This is a genomic window from Vibrio rubrogenes, from assembly GCF_059641415.1.
The window spans coordinates 1-17361 of record NZ_JCARSY010000036.1; the positions used below are offsets into that span (position 1 = coordinate 1).

Genomic DNA, 17361 nt, shown 5'->3' on the forward strand with positions numbered 1-17361 from the left:
TGAGTTTTCGACAAAATACTCCACGACATCCTGTTCACAAAGCCAGTCCCCACCACCGACAGTGTCGTTGAAATGGTTATCTAAGCTATCCTCATCCTTGATAACTGCTGCGGAGCCTCCTTCTGCGGCAACCGTATGTGAGCGCATAGGATATACTTTTGAAATCAGAGCCACCTGTAAATCAGGGTTGGCTTCTGCGGCAGCAATCGCAGTACGAAGACCGGCACCACCAGCGCCGATGACCGCGATATCTGTGGTAAGTGTTTGCACAGTTATCCTCCAGTGAGTAATTTGCGGGAATCCCGCTTATTATCTAAAAGCATAGTGCCTTTAGGGTCTTTCTAGTCTAATTGAAGTCATATGCTGAAAAAATTGATTTCGTTAGGTTTTTAATCGAATATCATGCTTTATTATCGATATAATTATCCCTTGTGTGATTGCTTTCACGTTTTACATTTGATGGTATATCTCAATGGGATTTTTATTGTGTAAGAGGCCAAATTTTTATGCCGAGTCACCTAGCTTGGAAACCAACGATTTCAATGTTTCACCTGCGTGAGCGATCCCGATTAATCAATGTAATTCGGCATTTTTTGACGGAAAGAGGCATTTTGGAAGTGGAAACCCCCTCAATGAGTCTTGCGACCGTGACGGACGTTCATTTGCAAACCTTTAAAAGTCAGTTTTTCGGCCCTGATTTTGCCTCTGGCCGTGCAGTATATCTGATGACAAGTCCTGAGTTTCATATGAAGCGTCTGCTTGCCGCAGGTTCCGGTTCGATCTTTCAGCTTTGTAAAGCATTCAGAAATGAAGAGAGTGGTCGCCATCACAATCCTGAATTTACTTTACTGGAATGGTATCGCGTCGATTTTGACCATCATCAGCTGATGGATGAAATGGATGATTTACTGCAAGGTATTTTGGTGTGTCCGCCCGCACAACGCATCACTTATCAGCAGGCGTTTGCCGAGCATGTCGGCGTCTGTCCTCTATCTTGTGAGATGGATGAACTGCGAATCAAGGCTCAGCACTTTGGTTTTGCTGACATTGCTCAGCATGAACAGGATCGGGACACGCTTCTACAACTCCTGTTTAGTATGGTGGTTGAACCGGCTATTGGCCAGACAGCGCCGGTGTTTGTCTATGATTTTCCCGCATCTCAGGCGGCGCTTGCGCGCGTGAGCGCCGATGACCATCGGGTTGCTGAGCGGTTTGAAGTCTATTTTAAAGGGATTGAACTGGCGAATGGTTTTCATGAGCTCGATGACCCGCAAGAACAGTTGTGTCGCTTTGAAGCCGATAATGAGAAAAGATTACAGATGGGATTGGAACAGCAGCCGATTGATTATCATCTGATTCAGGCACTGGAGTCTGGCTTACCCCATTGCGCCGGTGTTGCGTTGGGCATTGATCGGTTAGTGATGCTGGCTCTTGGGCAGTCTCATATACAGGATGTGATCGCGTTTCCTTTCTCCAATGCCTAAAGAGGGTTAGAACGTGTCGTAATATCGTCAGCATCAAGGTGCTGACTAGGTCGCTAAAGCCAAACTGTGTGAGTGATTCCCGAGACGTAAAGTTTGCCCGCTCTTGCGGTTTATGATGTGAATCACTCGCGTCTTCGGAATAACATCGTTATACTCCCAATCTGTTTTTGAACTGCAATATAAGAGACAGGACATGCAGGAGTATATTGAGTTTTTCCAGCAGAATATGATTCTTTCGCTGGCTTGGGTAGGTATCTTAGTTGCACTTATCCTGAATATTTTTAAATCATCCACTGCTAAATACCAGACGATCTCGGTGAACGAATTAACGCATCTGATCAATAAAGAAAATGGTGTTGTGGTTGATATCCGATCTAATGAAGAATTCAGACAAGGGCATATCACTGATGCAGTGAATTTGTTACCTTCAGAAATTAAGTCCGGATCTTATGGTTCTCTTGAAAACCGTAAATCCACCCCCATCATTGTCGTATGTAAAACCGGACAAACTGCACAGGAGAGTGCCACGTTGCTGGCCAAAGCTGGTTTTGAAAAGGTGAGTCTATTGAAAAATGGTCTTGTTGCCTGGAATGAAGCCAATCTTCCTCTTGTTCGTGGTAAAAAATAGTACAATCCTCAAGGAACGAAATTCTTTGGTGATGTTGAATCAATAAGGAAAATATCATGTCTGAAGCAGCGCAACAGCAAGAACCTCAGCAGAACTTTGCAATCCAGCGCATCTATCTGAAAGATGTCTCTTTTGAAGCCCCTAACTCTCCGGTTATTTTTCAAAAAGACTGGAATCCGAATGTTAATCTCGATCTCGATACGCAAAACCGGGAGTTGGGTGAAGGCATTTATGAAGTGATTCTGCGTCTGACCGTGACCGTAAAAAATGAAGATGAAACTGCATTTTTATGTGAAGTTCAGCAAGCAGGGATCTTCTCTGCCGAGCAGATGGAACCAGGTCAGTTGGCGCATTGTTTAGGTGCATTTTGCCCGAATATTCTTTTCCCTTATGCGCGTGAAACCATTTCTAGTCTGGTTGTGAAAGGAACATTCCCGCAACTGAATCTGGCCCCTGTTAATTTTGATGCATTGTTTATGAACTATCTGCAACAGCAAGCATCTCAGGAAACTCAGCCAGAGAATGCCTCTTAAGGGTGTCGTTTGACCCGTTAGCGGTATTTTTGTAAGTACCTAATAAAATGCACACGACATCAGTAAGGTGTTATGTGCATTTTTTGTATATCTTTTGTATAACGTAAACATCGATAGTGCGTGTTGAACTGAATGGACAGAATATTGTGACTTCACATACCGATTTGATTACCCGAAACTCAATCGCGATGACGGTCATTGGCGCGGGTTCTTATGGAACATCTCTTGCCATTTCCCTGGCTCGGAATGGCGCGAATATTTTAATCTGGGGACACGACCCACAGCATATGCAGCAATTGGAGTCGGATCGGGAAAACCGAGCCTTTTTACCGGATATCCCTTTTCCTGAAACATTAATTGTGACTTCAGACTTAAAAGCTGCCGTTCAGGCGTCCCGGGATTTATTGATCGTTGTTCCCAGCCATGTTTTTGGTGAAGTTTTACAACGAATACAGCCATATCTCAGAGCGGATAGTCGTATCTGCTGGGCAACCAAAGGATTAGAGCCAGAAACCGGACGTCTGCTACAAGATGTTGCACATGATATTGTCGGTGACCGGCACTCTTTAGCCGTGATCTCGGGACCGACATTTGCCAAAGAGCTGGCGATGGGAATGCCGACGGCAATCTCAGTCGCTTCTGACGACAATCAGTTTGTCGCTGATTTACAAGATCAGATTCACTGCAGTAAGACGTTTCGAGTATATGCAAATTCGGATTTCATCGGATTACAGCTCGGTGGCGCAGTGAAAAATGTGATTGCGATTGGTGCCGGTATTTCTGATGGGATGGGATTCGGTGCCAATGCCAGAACCGCATTGATTACCCGAGGCCTGGCAGAAATGAGCCGATTAGGGGTAACGCTGGGGGCTGCTCCTGAGACGTTTATGGGCATGGCCGGATTAGGTGATTTAGTGTTAACCTGTACGGACAATCAGTCGAGAAATCGGCGCTTTGGTCTGGCGCTCGGGCAGGGTCAATCGGTTGATACGGCACAGCGTGAGATTGGTCAGGTGGTTGAAGGGTATCGCAATACCAAAGAAGTCTGGCTACTGGCTCAGCGTATGGGCGTCGAAATGCCGATTGTCGATCAGATTTATCAGGTACTTTATCAAGGTAAAGATGCCCGAATCGCGGCGAGAGACTTACTTTCGAGAGATAAGAAGGCTGAGCACTGATCAGGCTGGTGGTCGTGACGCTGAAATAAATAATAGAACGAGAACTCAGATAATGAAGCAATGTGCAAAACATAAGGCTGTGTGGCAAACCATTGTTCAAGAAGCCCGGGAGATGACGGAACAAGAACCGATGCTGGCGAGCTTCTATCATGCGACGATAATTAAACATGAGAGCTTGTCTGCCGCTCTGAGTTATATTCTGGCGAATAAACTGCATACGATCTCGATGCCGGCGATGGCTGTCAGAGAAGTCGTTGAAGAGGTCTTTCAGTCAGACCCGAGTATTACCGAATCGGCGGCTTGTGATATCTGTGCCACAGTCACACGTGACCCTGCCGTGGATAAATATTCGATTCCTTTGTTATATCTGAAAGGTTTTCATGCTTTGCAAGGGTATCGGGTTGCCAACTGGTTATGGAAACAAGGCCGGACAACATTGGCCTGTTACCTGCAAAACCAAATTTCGGTTACCTGTCAGGTTGATATTCACCCCGCAGCCCGGATTGGGCGGGCGATCATGTTGGACCATGCAACCGGCATCGTGATTGGTGAGACAGCCGTGATTGAAAATGATGTTTCGATTTTGCAGGATGTGACTCTTGGCGGAACGGGGAAAGAGTGTGGCGATCGACATCCGAAAATTCGCGAAGGGGTGATGATCGGTGCCGGTGCCAAAATTTTAGGCAATATCGAAATCGGAAAAGGAGCCAAGATTGGTTCTGGTTCCGTGGTTTTACAGGCTGTGCCACCGCATACCACCGTTGCGGGCGTTCCTGCGAAAATCGTCGGACGGCCACAAACTGACATGCCATCTCTGGATATGGATCAGCAGTTCAATGGGCATTCGCAGATGTTTGTTGGCGGGGACGGTATCTAAAAGGTCACACCGAAAAGATAAGACTGACGGTATAAAGGGAATGCATGATACCTAAGGCCGTTACGTTGGTGAACACATCATATTGTGTTGCAAGTAGGACGAACAAGGGATGCCATGGGCATCCCTTGTCACTGGTCACGAATTAAGCGAGATCGTTTAATGTTTCCAGTGTTTCTTCTGCCCACTCAAGCCATGCCTGACGAGCCAGAAGATTACGGCGAAGTGTTAAGCGCTCTAGCTTTTGCTGTTTATCCAGAGAAGTCGGGTTCGCATAGTAAGCAGCTTCAACTTCCTGATAATGAGCAACAAACTTCTTCGATTCCTCGATCAGCTCAACCAGCTGTTCACGATAAGGTTTCTCATCCTGTACAGAACAAGCCATCAGCTTGGCACTGAACTCATCACGAACCGTCGGATGGGCTGTTGGTTGATCAAACCATTGACTCAGGGCTTGGCGTCCGGCATCCGTAATCGAATAAACTTTACGGTCCGGTTTTCCTTCCTGAGGTTCCAATACGCAAGTGACAAGTCCCTGCTGACCCATTTTATTTAGTTCGCGATAAACTTGTTGGTGACTTGCTTTCCAAAAGTAACCGATACTCGAAGAGAATTCTTTTGTAATATCGTATCCCGTCGCATCGCGTGTACTTAAAACAGTAAGAATAACGTGTGGTAATGACATGTCTTCAATCCAAATGGTTAATTAACACAATGGGTTTGGATATTGCTGAACTTTCTATGGCTCAATCTTAAACTCATCCAAACAATCACCGGCCTAAAAATTAGTTGCCGGATATGTCACCTTAAAAGCCGTTCATCACCTAATTGTTAGTATAGTAAATTAATGTAACTTACTGACTGCAACGCCGTTATTTTATGAGAATGTTGCAGCGGTTGGATAGTATATCTAATAATAAGCAAAGAGTAGAATAAACGTGTGGAAAAATGCAAAAAAACTGATAAAACACTCAATTGATGATTTTGTCAGAATAAAAGGCCACAAATTTGCGACCTTTTGGTTGTGAATTAGAATAATATTCTAATGCTTTAGCCAGTGTTACGCATACCTGCTGCAATACCAGCGATGGTGACCATCAATGCTTCTTCAAGTTCTGCCGGTGGCGCATCATATTGACGTGTCCGGTAGAGCAATTCAGCCTGAAGCATGTTGAGTGGTTCGACATAGATATTTCTCAGGCGAATGGATTCTTGTCCCCACGGATCGCTTTGCATCAGGTTTTCATTGTTCTCGACATTCAATACGGTTTGAATATCTTTTTGTAGCTGCGTCCGCAGCCGTTGCCCCAATTTTCTCAGATGCTCATCGACAAGGCGCTCATCGTAATACTGGGCAATCTCCAGATTACATTTTGAATACACCATCTCCAGCATACCCAGACGGGTTGAGAAAAATGGCCATTCACGACACATCTCTTCCAACAGTGCCTGATGCCCTTTATCAATCGAGTACTGGATGGCTTCTCCTGCACCGAGCCAAGCCGGTAACACCAGACGGTTCTGGCTCCAAGAGAAAATCCATGGAATAGCCCGCAGACTTTCAACGCCACCATTAGGGTTACGTTTGGCAGGGCGAGAGCCCAACGGCAGTTTGCCCAATTCCAGCTCTGGCGTTGCTTGGCGGAAATAAGGCACGAAATCAGGTTCGCCACGGACAACTTTCCGGTAAGCTTCACACGAGATCTCAGATAAAACTTCCATCAAATCACGCCATTCCTGTTTTGGTTCCGGAGGCGGCAATAAGTTGGCTTCCAGAATGGCACTGGCATAGAGATTGAAACTGTTGATTGCGACGTCCGGCAGTCCTAACTTGAAGCGAATCATTTCGCCCTGTTCCGTGACGCGTAATCCGCCTTTCAAACTTTTAGGCGGCTGTGACAGGAGTGCCGCATGGGCTGGTGCACCGCCGCGTCCCAGCGTGCCGCCGCGACCGTGGAACAAGGTCAGTTCGATACCTTCTTCTTCGCTGACTTTCACTAAGGATTCCATGGCACTGTACTGTGCCCAGCCTGCGGCCATTACACCGGCATCTTTGGCGGAATCCGAATACCCGATCATCACCATCTGATGGTTCTGAATGAAGCCTCGATAGATATCGATACCCATCAACTGGCGGATGACCGACTCAGAACGATTGAGGTCGTCTAAAGTTTCGAACAGCGGACAAACATCCATACGGTAAGGGCAGCCGGCTTCTTGGAGCAGCAAGTGAACCGCGAGGACATCAGAGGCGGTTCTGGCCATTGAAATCACATAAGCGCCGAATGCTTCTTTCGGATTCGCTGCAATGATCCGGCAAGTATCGAGTACTTCCTGAACCGGTTCAGATGGTTCCCAGTCACGGGGAATCAACGGACGTTTGGAACTTAATTCATTGGTGAGAAAAGCAATTTTATCCGGTTCGCTCCATTGATCATAATCCCCCAAGCCTAAATAGCGAGTCAGTTCAGACAACACATCTGAGTGGCGGGTACTTTCCTGACGAATATCGAGACGAACGAGATGGACACCAAAAGCTTTGATCCGGCGCAGCGTATCTAATAGGGAACCATCGGCGATTGAGCCCATGCCACATTCATGCAACGACTGATAACAGGCATACAGCGGTTCCCACAGTTGGCTGACGTTTCTCAGTGGTGCTTTCACCAATAGTTGTTGACCTTGAATTTTTTCACCGAGAATACCGATTGTTTCGGTCAACAGCTGACGAATGTTTTTCAGAATGGCACGGTAGGGTTCGTGTTCTTCTTCTCCGGCGAGACTGCGGACCTGATCGTTACATTTTGTCATCGACAGTTCGCTGATCAGTTCATTGACATCCCGCAGATACAAATCAGCCGCTTTCCAGCGGGAAAGGAGCAGCACTTCGCGGGTGATTTTGTGTGTAACGAATGGGTTACCGTCCCGGTCTCCGCCCATCCAAGAAGAGAAGTGGACGGGACGGGCGTCAATCGGTAGTCCTTCTCCGAGATAATTTTCCAGTCGTTCATCCAGTTCACGCAGAAATTCCGGAACGGCTTCCCAGAGCGAATTCTCAACGACCGCAAATCCCCATTTGGCTTCATCCATCGGGGTTGGGCGTTGTTTACGAATCACATCGGAGTGCCAGAATTGAGCGATTAGCTGTTCGAGACGGCGTTCTGCTTTATGACGTTCTTTGGGGGCCAGTTCGCTGAGTTCCAGACTCGACAGACACTGGTTAATTTTGACCAGCTTATTGATCATGGTGCGACGGGTAATTTCCGTCGGGTGAGCGGTGAGTACCAGCTCGATATTCAAATCGCGAATCGCTTGCGCGGTATCTAGTTTACTGATCTTTTTCTGGGTCAGTTTGTTAAAGAGTTCGTTGATCGCGTCAGGTGTACAAATATGAGCGTCGCAGTGGCGAGAGATCGTATGATATTGTTCGGCAATATTGGTTAAGTTCAAAAACTGGTTAAATGCCCGGGCGACCGGTGTAATCTGATCATCGGATAGATTTTTGATCTCTTCGACCAACGTGTCCCGATCCGATGGGTTACCGTCTTTGAGTGATTTCGAGAGTTTCCGTATCGTCTCTACCTTTTCTAAAATAACGCTGCCATCGGCATCGAGGATTGTCTTACCGAGCAATCTGCCGAGCATACTTACGTTACTTTTTAGCGCTGTATATTTTTCGTTCATTGTCATCCTGCCTTGAAAAAAAACTACATCCAATGTTCTTGTTAGATTTTGCTATATCGTGGATTTTCTCCAGTCAAACTCCATATAGATTAACAATATTCTGTTTGTTGTCTATACGAATAGATTAAATAATAAATGGAATTTAAGCGTTTTTTGTTGAAAGTTTCTTTCATAATGGCGGAATGGTTAATCCTGTTTCAGGCCATTCATGTGCTTCAATATCTGCCTTCCGCCAAATGATGTTGATAGCATCAATCGGGCCGATCTATGGCGATCAGCCCGCATCGCGATTTGTGATTAAAAACAATATTTGTAAATCGATTTGGTCAGGAGATCAATGGTCGGATCAATATACTCAAAAGCAAGAAATTCATCCGGCTGGTGAGCTTGATCGATTGAGCCCGGCCCCATCACGAGCGTCGGACAGAGCTGTTGCAGATAAGGCGCTTCGGTGCAGTAGTTGACTGTTTCCGCTTCTCGTCCGCTTAACTGATGAATTTGTTCGACGAATGGGTGATCTTTCTGACACTCATACCCGGGGATTGAATCATGTAATGGTTTCATTTCGATACGACCGGGCCATTTGGCTTCCAGCTCCTGAAGCGACTCGCGCAGCAGATGATCAAGCCCTTCGAGACTCATTCCCGGCAGTGGTCTGACATCATAGTGCAGTTCACAACAGCCACAAATCCGGTTGGCACTGTCTCCGCCATGAATATGGCCCAGATTGAGGGTGGGGGTCGGCACTTCAAAACCCGGATGATGATAGGTTTTGATCAGTCGCTCTCGCATTTGCATCAGGGTAAATAGTACCTCATACATGATTTCAATTGCATTGACACCCAATGCCGGGTTAGATGAATGTCCTGATTTCCCTGTCACACGGATCGCATTGGCAACATGACCTTTATGCGCATAAACCGGAACAAGGCTGGTAGGTTCACCGATGATACAGTAGTCCGGCTTAAATGGTGCACTCTCGGTAAAGTGGCGCGCTCCCATCATGGTCGTTTCTTCATCACAGGTTGCCAGTATATAAAGTGGCTTGGTTTGCTTCTGCCAGTTGATTTTTTGGACGGCTTCTATAATAAAGGCAAAGAAGCCTTTCATATCAGCGGTACCCAGACCGTAGAAACGTTGATTCGACTCGGTCAGTACATGAGGATTGAAATTCCACTGACCTTCATCGAAAGGGACGGTATCGCTATGACCGGACAACAACAGTCCTCCTTCACCATCGCCTTTTTTCGCGATGAGGTTGTGCTTATGGGGCGCAACGGTGTCGATCTGTACGGAGAAGCCTAAAGTGCTCAGCCAGTCTGAAAGCTTCGCGATAACGGCTTCATTGCCTTCATCCCAGCTTGGATCTGTCGAGCTAATGGAAGAGGTTGAAATGAGGTCTTGATAAACCGTCTTGAATTTAGGGAATTGCATAGAATCTTTGCTCCTGCTATTGACAGAGTTAGGCTGAGAGGGTAAAAAGCATATTAAATCATTTTTTTTGAATAAAAAACCATAATTCAACGAAAAACAGCATATGAATAATCATTTTTCGTTTAATGTTTAACCAGATTGTCTGTGTTTGAACTAATGTTCAAGTGTTGAATCAAACACCCAACCGTTTCATTAAAAGATAACGCGTTTCACTCAAAGATACAGTCAAAAAAATCGGATGCAGGGATATGTTAAAAACAACCATTATCGGAGCCAGTGGATACACAGGTGCAGAGCTTGCCCTGATGGTCCATCAACATCCTGAGCTAACGCTATCAGGTTTGTATGTTTCCGCCAACAGTGTGGATGCCGGAAAGCCTATTGCCCAATTGCATGGACAACTGGCCGGGCGTATTGATATGCCGGTTCAGGCATTGATCGATCCGGAACAAGTTGCTCAGGAATCAGATGTGGTCTTTTTGGCGACCGCGCATGAAGTCAGTCATGATCTCGCGCCAATTTTTCTCGCGCATCAGTGCCAAGTGTTTGATCTGTCGGGCGCATACCGTGTCAATCACCCCGATTTTTATACTGAATTTTATGGATTTGAGCATCAGCATCAGACGCATTTGGATCAGGCTGCGTATGGTTTGGCGGAATGGAATCAAGCTGCGATTCAGTCCAGTCAGCTTGTTGCTGTCGCCGGGTGTTATACAACTGCTGCGCAACTTGGCATTAAGCCTTTGCTGGTCTCTGAACTGATTGATACGCAGCAGTGGCCGGTGATTAATGCGACCAGTGGTGTGTCTGGGGCGGGTCGTAAAGCGACCATGACGAATAGTTTTTGTGAAGTGAGTTTACAGGCTTACGGTGTATTTACGCATCGTCATCAGCCTGAAATCGTTGCTCATTTAGGATGTGATGTGATTTTTACGCCACATCTGGGTAACTTTAAACGTGGTATTCTGGCAACGATCACCATGAAACTGAAACCGGGTGTCACGGCCGCGGACGTGACCGCAGCATTCACACAAGCTTATGCGCAAAAGCCAGCAGTACGTTTATGCGGTGAGATCCTGCCCCGGTTACAACATGTTGTGAACTCGCCATTCTGCGATATTGGCTGGAAAGTGCAGGGAGAGCACGTGATCGTGATTTCAGCCATTGATAACTTGTTGAAAGGCGCTTCGAGTCAGGCAATGCAGTGTCTGAATATTCACTATGGTTACCCTGAACTGACAGCATTAATTTGAGGAACGCATGGAACAATTATCTCATCCGGTTGTAATTAAGCTTGGCGGTGCAGTGCTGGGAAGTAGTGAAACACTGGCGAAGCTTTTTGAGACGGTGGCACAGTACCAGCAGAGTCGTCCGATCGTGATTGTTCATGGTGGGGGATATCTTGTCGATGAACTGATGTCCAAGCTTCAGTTCGCAACCGTCAAAAAACATGGCCTGCGGGTCACGCCATACGACCAGATTCCGTTTATCACCGGTGCTTTAGCCGGTACAGCCAATAAAATGCTACAAGGCGAGGCGATCAAGAGTGGCTTGAAAGCCGTTGGTTTATGTTTGGGTGATGCCGGTTTGTGTCAGGTTGAAGAACTCGATCCGGAGCTTGGCGCTGTCGGTCGTCCGTCTGCCGGTGACCCTACGATTGTCAATGCGATCATGCAAGCTGGCGGCGTGCCGATTATCAGTTCGATCGGCCTGACTGCCAGCGGGCAAATGATGAACGTGAACGCTGATGATGCAGCGGTTGCCGTTGCCAAAACACTGGATGCTGAACTAGTGCTACTTTCAGATGTCAGCGGCGTGCTGGATGGGGACAAACAGTTGATTTCTCAGCTGGATGTCGATCAGGCCAATCAACTCATCGCGGATGGCGTGATCACCGATGGCATGATTGTCAAAGTCAAAGCGGCACTTGCAGCGGCAGATGATTTAGGGCGTGCCATTACCGTTGCCGGCTGGCGGACACCAGAATTGCTGGCTCATCTATTTTCCGGTGACAAGCACAGTGTCGGAACCCGTTTTTATCCCACAACAAAATAGTTTCATTCAACAGACTGTTTTGTTTCAATAGATTTTTTACAGAGTAGAGAAATACTTGGCGCTGACCGCCGTGCAGAGCCGAGACATTGGAGAAGAGATTATGAGTAAGGTTCAAGTAAACAAAGTTGTTGTTGCATACTCTGGCGGTCTGGACACGTCAGTGATTATCCCATGGTTAAAAGAAAACTATGGTTGTGAAGTGGTCGCATTTGTTGCTGATGTCGGTCAAGGCGCAGATGAGTTGGTCGGCATCGAAGAGAAAGCGATTGCTTCAGGTGCATCTGAATGTCATGTGGTTGACCTGAAAGATGAATTTGTTGCGGAATATATCTATCCAAGCCTGAAAACCGGTGCGTACTACGAAGGTAAGTATCTGCTCGGTACCTCAATGGCTCGTCCGGTGATAGCTAAAGCACAGGTTGAAGTTGCGCGTAAAGTAGGCGCGGATGCTCTGGCTCACGGTTGTACCGGGAAAGGGAATGATCAGGTTCGTTTCGAAGGTGCCTTCTCTGCATTAGCGCCGGATCTCCATGTCATCGCACCATGGCGTGAGTGGGATTTGGAAAGTCGTGAAGAGTGTCTGGATTATCTGGCTGAGCGGAATATTCCTTGCGCCGCATCGCTGACTAAAATCTATTCGCGCGATGCCAACGCATGGCACATCTCGACTGAAGGTGGTGTTCTGGAAAGCACTTGGAATGCACCGAATGATGATTGTTGGGCATGGACCGTTGATCCGAAGAAAGCACCGGATGCAGCAGAAACAGTGACACTGAAAATTGAAAATGGTGAAGTCGTTGCCGTTGATGGTCAGGCCATGTCACCTTATGAAGTGCTGGTTTGCCTGAACGAGAAAGGTGCGAAGCATGGTGTCGGCCGGATCGATATCGTCGAAAACCGTCTGGTAGGGATGAAATCTCGTGGTTGTTATGAAACTCCGGGAGGTACCATCATGATGGAAGCACTGCGCGCCGTTGAGCAACTGGTGCTGGATAAAACGGCATTTGAGTTCCGCGAAGAGATTGGTATTAAAGCCTCACACCTGATTTATGATGGTCGCTGGTTTACGCCATTACGTGAGTCGGTGTTTGCTGCTGCCGAGTCACTGGCAAAAGATGTCAATGGTGAAGTTGTGATTGAACTTTACAAGGGTCATGCCACCGCGATTCAGAAGCGTTCTCCAAATAGCCTCTATTCTGAAGAGTTTGCGACATTTGGTGCCGATGATGTGTATGACCAGAGTCACGCAGGTGGATTTATCCGTCTATACTCTCTTTCAAGTCGCATCAGATCACTGAATGCAGCAAAACAAAAATAACTAGCAACGTTGGCGCGCAATAAAAAGGTGGATCCGGACTTCGGTCCGGATCCCTTTTCTCTTTAGTAAAGATGTAAATGGCAGGAGAGATATAATGGCATTATGGGGTGGTCGGTTTACTCAGGCAGCAGATACAAGATTTAAAGACTTTAATGATTCTCTTCGTTTTGACTACCGTCTGGCCGAGCAGGATATTGTCGGTTCGGTGGCTTGGTCGAAAGCATTGCTATCTGTCAATGTGCTGACACAGGAAGAACAGCAGCAGTTAGAAGCGGCACTCAATGAGTTAAAAGCCTCTGTGATTGCTGATCCGGAACAGATTCTGAGTTCAGATGCTGAAGATATCCATTCATGGGTTGAACAGCAGTTAATTGATCGGGTCGGCGATCTGGGAAAAAAACTCCATACCGGTCGTTCGAGAAACGATCAGGTCGCAACCGATTTGAAACTGTGGTGTCGTGCTCAGGGCAAAGTGTTGCTGGATGCGTTACAGCGCTTACAAACTAAAATGGTTGAGGTGGCTCAAGCCAATCAAACCACCGTATTACCGGGATATACCCATTTGCAACGTGCCCAGCCGGTGACATTTGCCCATTGGTGTCTGGCCTATCTGGAGATGTTCGAACGGGATAGTTCGCGTTTGCAAGACGCGCTGCAACGTCTGAATACTTGTCCGCTGGGCTCGGGGGCTTTAGCGGGGACAGCTTATGCGATTGATCGTGAGCAACTGGCTCAGTCACTGGACTTTCAACGGGCAACCCGTAACTCTTTAGATGCCGTATCTGATCGCGACCATGTTATGGAGCTGATGTCAGTTGCGTCGATCTCGATGCTGCATTTATCCCGTCTGGCAGAAGATCTGATTTTCTATAATTCGGGTGAAGCCGGATTTATTGAACTCGCTGATACCGTCACATCGGGCTCTTCGCTGATGCCACAGAAGAAAAACCCGGATGCACTGGAGTTGATTCGTGGTAAAACAGGGCGTGTCTATGGTGCACTGGCTGGTATGATGATGACCGTGAAAGCATTGCCGTTAGCGTACAATAAAGACATGCAGGAAGACAAAGAAGGTCTGTTTGATGCGTTGGATACATGGTATGACTGTATCGAGATGACTGCACTCTGCTTTGAAGGGATTCAAATCAATGGCGAACGGACGTTGGAAGCGGCCAAGCAAGGGTATGCGAACGCGACCGAGCTGGCAGATTACCTCGTTGCAAAAGGGATTCCGTTCCGTGAAGCGCACCATATTGTCGGTGTTGCCGTTGTGGGAGCGATTGCGAAAGGCTGTGCGCTGGAAGAACTGTCTCTGGATGAGCTCCGTGAATTCTCCTCAGTTATTGATGATGATGTATACGGAACTTTGACGATTGATTCTTGCCTGAAACAGCGGTGTGCTTTAGGTGGCGTATCGCCAAATCAAGTGGCTTATGCCGTTGAACAGGCACAGCAACGCCTGAGTGATAAAGATTAAAATCAACGGTTCTTGACGGTCTGTTATTCGGGGTGATATCGGATATGAACGGCTCGCCAAACCAATTGGGCAAGCCTCTGCGAACGAATGATCAAAAAAGATCGATTTTTTTGGAACCAATTAAGAAAGGCAGGGTCTACCTTTATACCACTGCTTTTTCTTAGATGAATCTAAGAGGCCCCGAGACTGAATTTGGTCTTGGGGCTTTTTCTTTCTGGCCGGTTTTGCGGTCATGGCGCTTGTCTGTGAGTATCGCATGCTGCGATGAGTGTCTGGGCACATTCATTTTGCTTGGCTTAATGAGGTTTTCTTTTTCGCCATGGCAGAATAATAAACTTCATCCATAAGTGAAGGCTGAGTAGCAGATGAACCGCAAGCCCAAAACAGATCAGCGCAATCCCTTCAACCGATTTGGTATGGTGTATTCCCCAAAGCAGCCAGCTTCCCCAGAATAAGAGACAAAGGACACTTAACTGATTCATACAGCGCTGACAGCGACCTATCTTTTTCCAGAACCAGCCGGATTCACAGTTGTTACAAGTCATCGGAGCGTTTGTTGAGCGAATAAAAAGCAAGCGTAGGTGAGGATATGAGGGGAATCAAGCAAAAAAATCACCCCGGTTCTCTCTCTTGGGGGAAAGAAGAGAACCAGAGTCGAAATGAATTACTGTCTATCCAGAAGGCAGTAACACACCGAAACAGAGTCAACGTTATGGACACTAACACTGACTCAACTCCCGAGATTAAATCGAGCTAATGCAGGCAGTTTGAATGCTAAGTAAGCGATAAACCAAGTTGTTATTGTGGTTGATTTTGAGCAAGACCTCCGGGTCACCCGAAGGTTCGTCTATTTTTAGTTTGTGGTTGAGTCGCGAAAGTAGATATCCAGATCTTCACTTCCACCGATATGTTTACCACCGATGTAAACCTGAGGAACAGTTGAACGTCCGGTAATGGCTCGCAGGCTGACGGTTGTCGCATCTTTGCCTAATACGACCTCTTCATATTGCAGACCACGGTCAATTAAGGTCTGTTTTGCTTTCGCACAGAATGGGCAGCCCGGTTTGGTAAAGATCGTGATGGATTCCTGAAGCTGATGTCCCGGAGAAATATAGTTTAACATCGTATCTGCATCGGAAACTTTGAACGGGTCGCCGGGTTCATTGGGTTCAATAAACATCTCTTCGACGATGCCATCGTTGACCAGCATACTGTAACGCCATGAACGTTGACCAAATCCGAGATCGTGTTTATTGACTAACATGCCCATGCCGGCGGTAAATTCACCATTACCGTCTGGGATGAAAGTAATGTTGTCGGCTTCCTGATCGTTTTTCCATGCGTTCATGACGAATGTATCGTTTACTGACACACACAAGATTTCATCGACACCATGCTCTTGAAATACAGGAAACAGCTCGTTGTAGCGCGGTAAATGACTTGAAGAACATGTTGGTGTAAATGCTCCGGGAAGACTAAAAACGATGACCGTTTTTCCTTTGAACAATTCATCAGTCGTTACATCGACCCATTGGTCCCCCTGACGTGTTGGAAAAGTAACTTGTGGAACGGGTTGGCCTTTTTTAGATGTCAACATATTGGGTGTCCTTTTAAATTTAAATATTTATTCAGAAGTTATATCAAGTGTCTGGCACTTGTTTTTGTTTTGATGTGTTCATTATTCAAAAAAAATTTTGATAGATCTAATCGTTTGATGCTATGGTTTTGATAGATGTAATCTATTAGGGAGATGGAATGAATATCCGAGATTTTGAATACTTGGTCTCTTTAGCCGAACACCGTCATTTTCGTAAAGCGGCTGAAGCGTGTTTTGTCAGTCAGCCGACCCTCAGTGGTCAGATCCGTAAACTGGAAGATGAACTGGGAACGGTATTGTTAGAGCGGAGCAGTCGACGGGTACTTTTTACTGATGCGGGCTTACAGTTAGTTGAACAGGCAAAAAGTATCCTCAAAGAGATTAAAACATTCAAAGATATGGCGAGCGGGCAAGGGGATGAGATGAGTGGCCCGATGCATATTGGCTTTATCCCGACGGTTGGCCCTTATTTGTTGCCCCGAATTGTCCCGTCACTGAAAACGCATTTTCCGGATTTAGAGTTATATCTGCATGAAGCCCAGACGAGCCAGTTAGTCCGTCAGTTGGAAGATGGAAAACTGGACTGCCTGGTACTGGCATCGGTTGAAGAAACCAAGCCATTTAAAGAAATTGAGCTCTACAATGAGCCGATGAGTCTTGCTGTGCCTGCCGACCATCCGTGGGCAAAGAGTGAGCAGTTGGATATGTCTAACCTCAAAGGGCAAACCGTATTGATGTTGGGTGATGGTCATTGCTTACGTGATCAGGCATTAGGGTTCTGTTTTGCGGCTGGCGCGAAAGATGATGAACGTTTTAAGGCAACCAGCTTAGAAACATTACGGAACATGGTAGCGGCTGGTGGCGGCATTACATTACTGCCTGAACTCTCTTTGCCGGGGTGTCGGGAAAAAGACGGTGTCTGCTATCTGAAAGCTTTCAATCCCGTACCAAGCCGAACATTAGTGCTGGTCTATCGGCCCGGTTCACCGCTCAGACAACGGTTTGAGACCTTGGCTGGCGTGATTCGTCAACGGCTCAATGAACTGACCTGACGTCGAACAAATATAAAAAAGCGGAGTGACCTCCGCTTTTTGTGTTT

Annotated in this window: 15 protein-coding genes and 1 pseudogene; 10 read left to right on the top strand and 6 right to left on the bottom strand. The window is 46.8% G+C overall.

The annotated features are described in order from the left end of the window. The coding region (locus AC55NX_RS17610; RefSeq protein ID WP_496996919.1) for an FAD-binding protein at window positions 1-270 on the bottom strand (270 nt) is incomplete at its 3' end. A 236-nt stretch (window positions 271-506) separates the two neighbouring features. On the opposite strand from AC55NX_RS17610, the gene epmA reads away from it, so the two are divergent. The 5 genes from epmA to cysE all read left to right on the top strand — a co-directional run bounded on the left by epmA (window position 507) and on the right by cysE (window position 4700). After that, window positions 507-1484: an elongation factor P--(R)-beta-lysine ligase gene (gene epmA / locus AC55NX_RS17615; RefSeq protein ID WP_496996920.1), complete on the top strand. Its 978-nt coding sequence runs from the start codon at window positions 507-509 to the stop codon at window positions 1482-1484. A gap of 193 nt (window positions 1485-1677) precedes the next feature. Further along, a complete protein-coding gene (locus AC55NX_RS17620) occupies window positions 1678-2112 on the top strand; it encodes a rhodanese-like domain-containing protein (RefSeq protein WP_059119711.1) in 435 nt (144 codons plus the stop codon). A gap of 56 nt (window positions 2113-2168) precedes the next feature. Beyond that, window positions 2169-2645 carry a protein-export chaperone SecB gene (gene secB, locus AC55NX_RS17625; RefSeq protein WP_496996921.1) on the top strand — a complete coding sequence of 159 codons (477 nt, stop codon included), beginning with the start codon at window positions 2169-2171 and terminating at the stop codon, window positions 2643-2645. A 143-nt stretch (window positions 2646-2788) separates the two neighbouring features. After that, complete coding sequence (gene gpsA, locus AC55NX_RS17630) at window positions 2789-3823, top strand: NAD(P)H-dependent glycerol-3-phosphate dehydrogenase (RefSeq protein WP_496996945.1); 1035 nt, start codon at window positions 2789-2791, stop codon at window positions 3821-3823. 52 nt (window positions 3824-3875) lie between these two features. After that, window positions 3876-4700 (top strand): serine O-acetyltransferase, encoded by an 825-nt coding sequence (gene cysE, locus AC55NX_RS17635; RefSeq protein ID WP_496996922.1) that lies wholly within the window; start codon window positions 3876-3878, stop codon window positions 4698-4700. A gap of 142 nt (window positions 4701-4842) precedes the next feature. Here cysE and AC55NX_RS17640 read toward each other — a convergent pair whose 3' ends face one another. From AC55NX_RS17640 to argE, 3 genes are all read right to left on the bottom strand, one after another. Then, entirely contained in the window at window positions 4843-5382 is a 540-nt protein-coding gene (locus tag AC55NX_RS17640; protein WP_496996923.1) for a PadR family transcriptional regulator, read from the bottom strand. A 365-nt stretch (window positions 5383-5747) separates the two neighbouring features. Further along, on the bottom strand, window positions 5748-8381 hold the full coding sequence (ppc, locus tag AC55NX_RS17645; protein WP_496996924.1) for a phosphoenolpyruvate carboxylase: 2634 nt from the start codon (window positions 8379-8381) through the stop codon (window positions 5748-5750). Between the two features lie 297 nt (window positions 8382-8678). Continuing rightward, entirely contained in the window at window positions 8679-9815 is a 1137-nt protein-coding gene (argE, locus tag AC55NX_RS17650; RefSeq protein WP_496996925.1) for an acetylornithine deacetylase, read from the bottom strand. 248 nt (window positions 9816-10063) lie between these two features. Between argE and argC the strand changes: the two genes are divergently transcribed. The 4 genes and pseudogenes from argC to argH all read left to right on the top strand — a co-directional run. After that, window positions 10064-11068 (top strand): N-acetyl-gamma-glutamyl-phosphate reductase, encoded by a 1005-nt coding sequence (gene argC, locus AC55NX_RS17655; RefSeq protein WP_496996926.1) that lies wholly within the window; start codon window positions 10064-10066, stop codon window positions 11066-11068. Between the two features lie 7 nt (window positions 11069-11075). Further along, entirely contained in the window at window positions 11076-11870 is a 795-nt protein-coding gene (gene argB, locus AC55NX_RS17660) for an acetylglutamate kinase (protein ID WP_496996927.1), read from the top strand. A gap of 100 nt (window positions 11871-11970) precedes the next feature. Next, complete coding sequence (locus AC55NX_RS17665; protein WP_038179195.1) at window positions 11971-13188, top strand: argininosuccinate synthase; 1218 nt, start codon at window positions 11971-11973, stop codon at window positions 13186-13188. Between the two features lie 94 nt (window positions 13189-13282). Continuing rightward, window positions 13283-14662: pseudogene (gene argH, locus AC55NX_RS17670) on the top strand (argininosuccinate lyase); the annotation flags it as partial. Window positions 14663-14961: 299 nt separating this feature from the next. Here the strand turns inward: argH and AC55NX_RS17675 are convergent. Then, window positions 14962-15210 (bottom strand): DUF3624 domain-containing protein, encoded by a 249-nt coding sequence (locus AC55NX_RS17675; RefSeq protein WP_496996928.1) that lies wholly within the window; start codon window positions 15208-15210, stop codon window positions 14962-14964. A 308-nt stretch (window positions 15211-15518) separates the two neighbouring features. After that, window positions 15519-16262 (bottom strand): glutathione peroxidase, encoded by a 744-nt coding sequence (locus AC55NX_RS17680; RefSeq protein WP_496996929.1) that lies wholly within the window; start codon window positions 16260-16262, stop codon window positions 15519-15521. Between the two features lie 158 nt (window positions 16263-16420). Between AC55NX_RS17680 and oxyR the strand changes: the two genes are divergently transcribed. Beyond that, window positions 16421-17314, top strand: coding sequence for a DNA-binding transcriptional regulator OxyR (gene oxyR / locus AC55NX_RS17685; RefSeq protein WP_496996930.1), 894 nt, complete (start codon window positions 16421-16423; stop codon window positions 17312-17314). Window positions 17315-17361 lie beyond the last annotated feature (47 nt).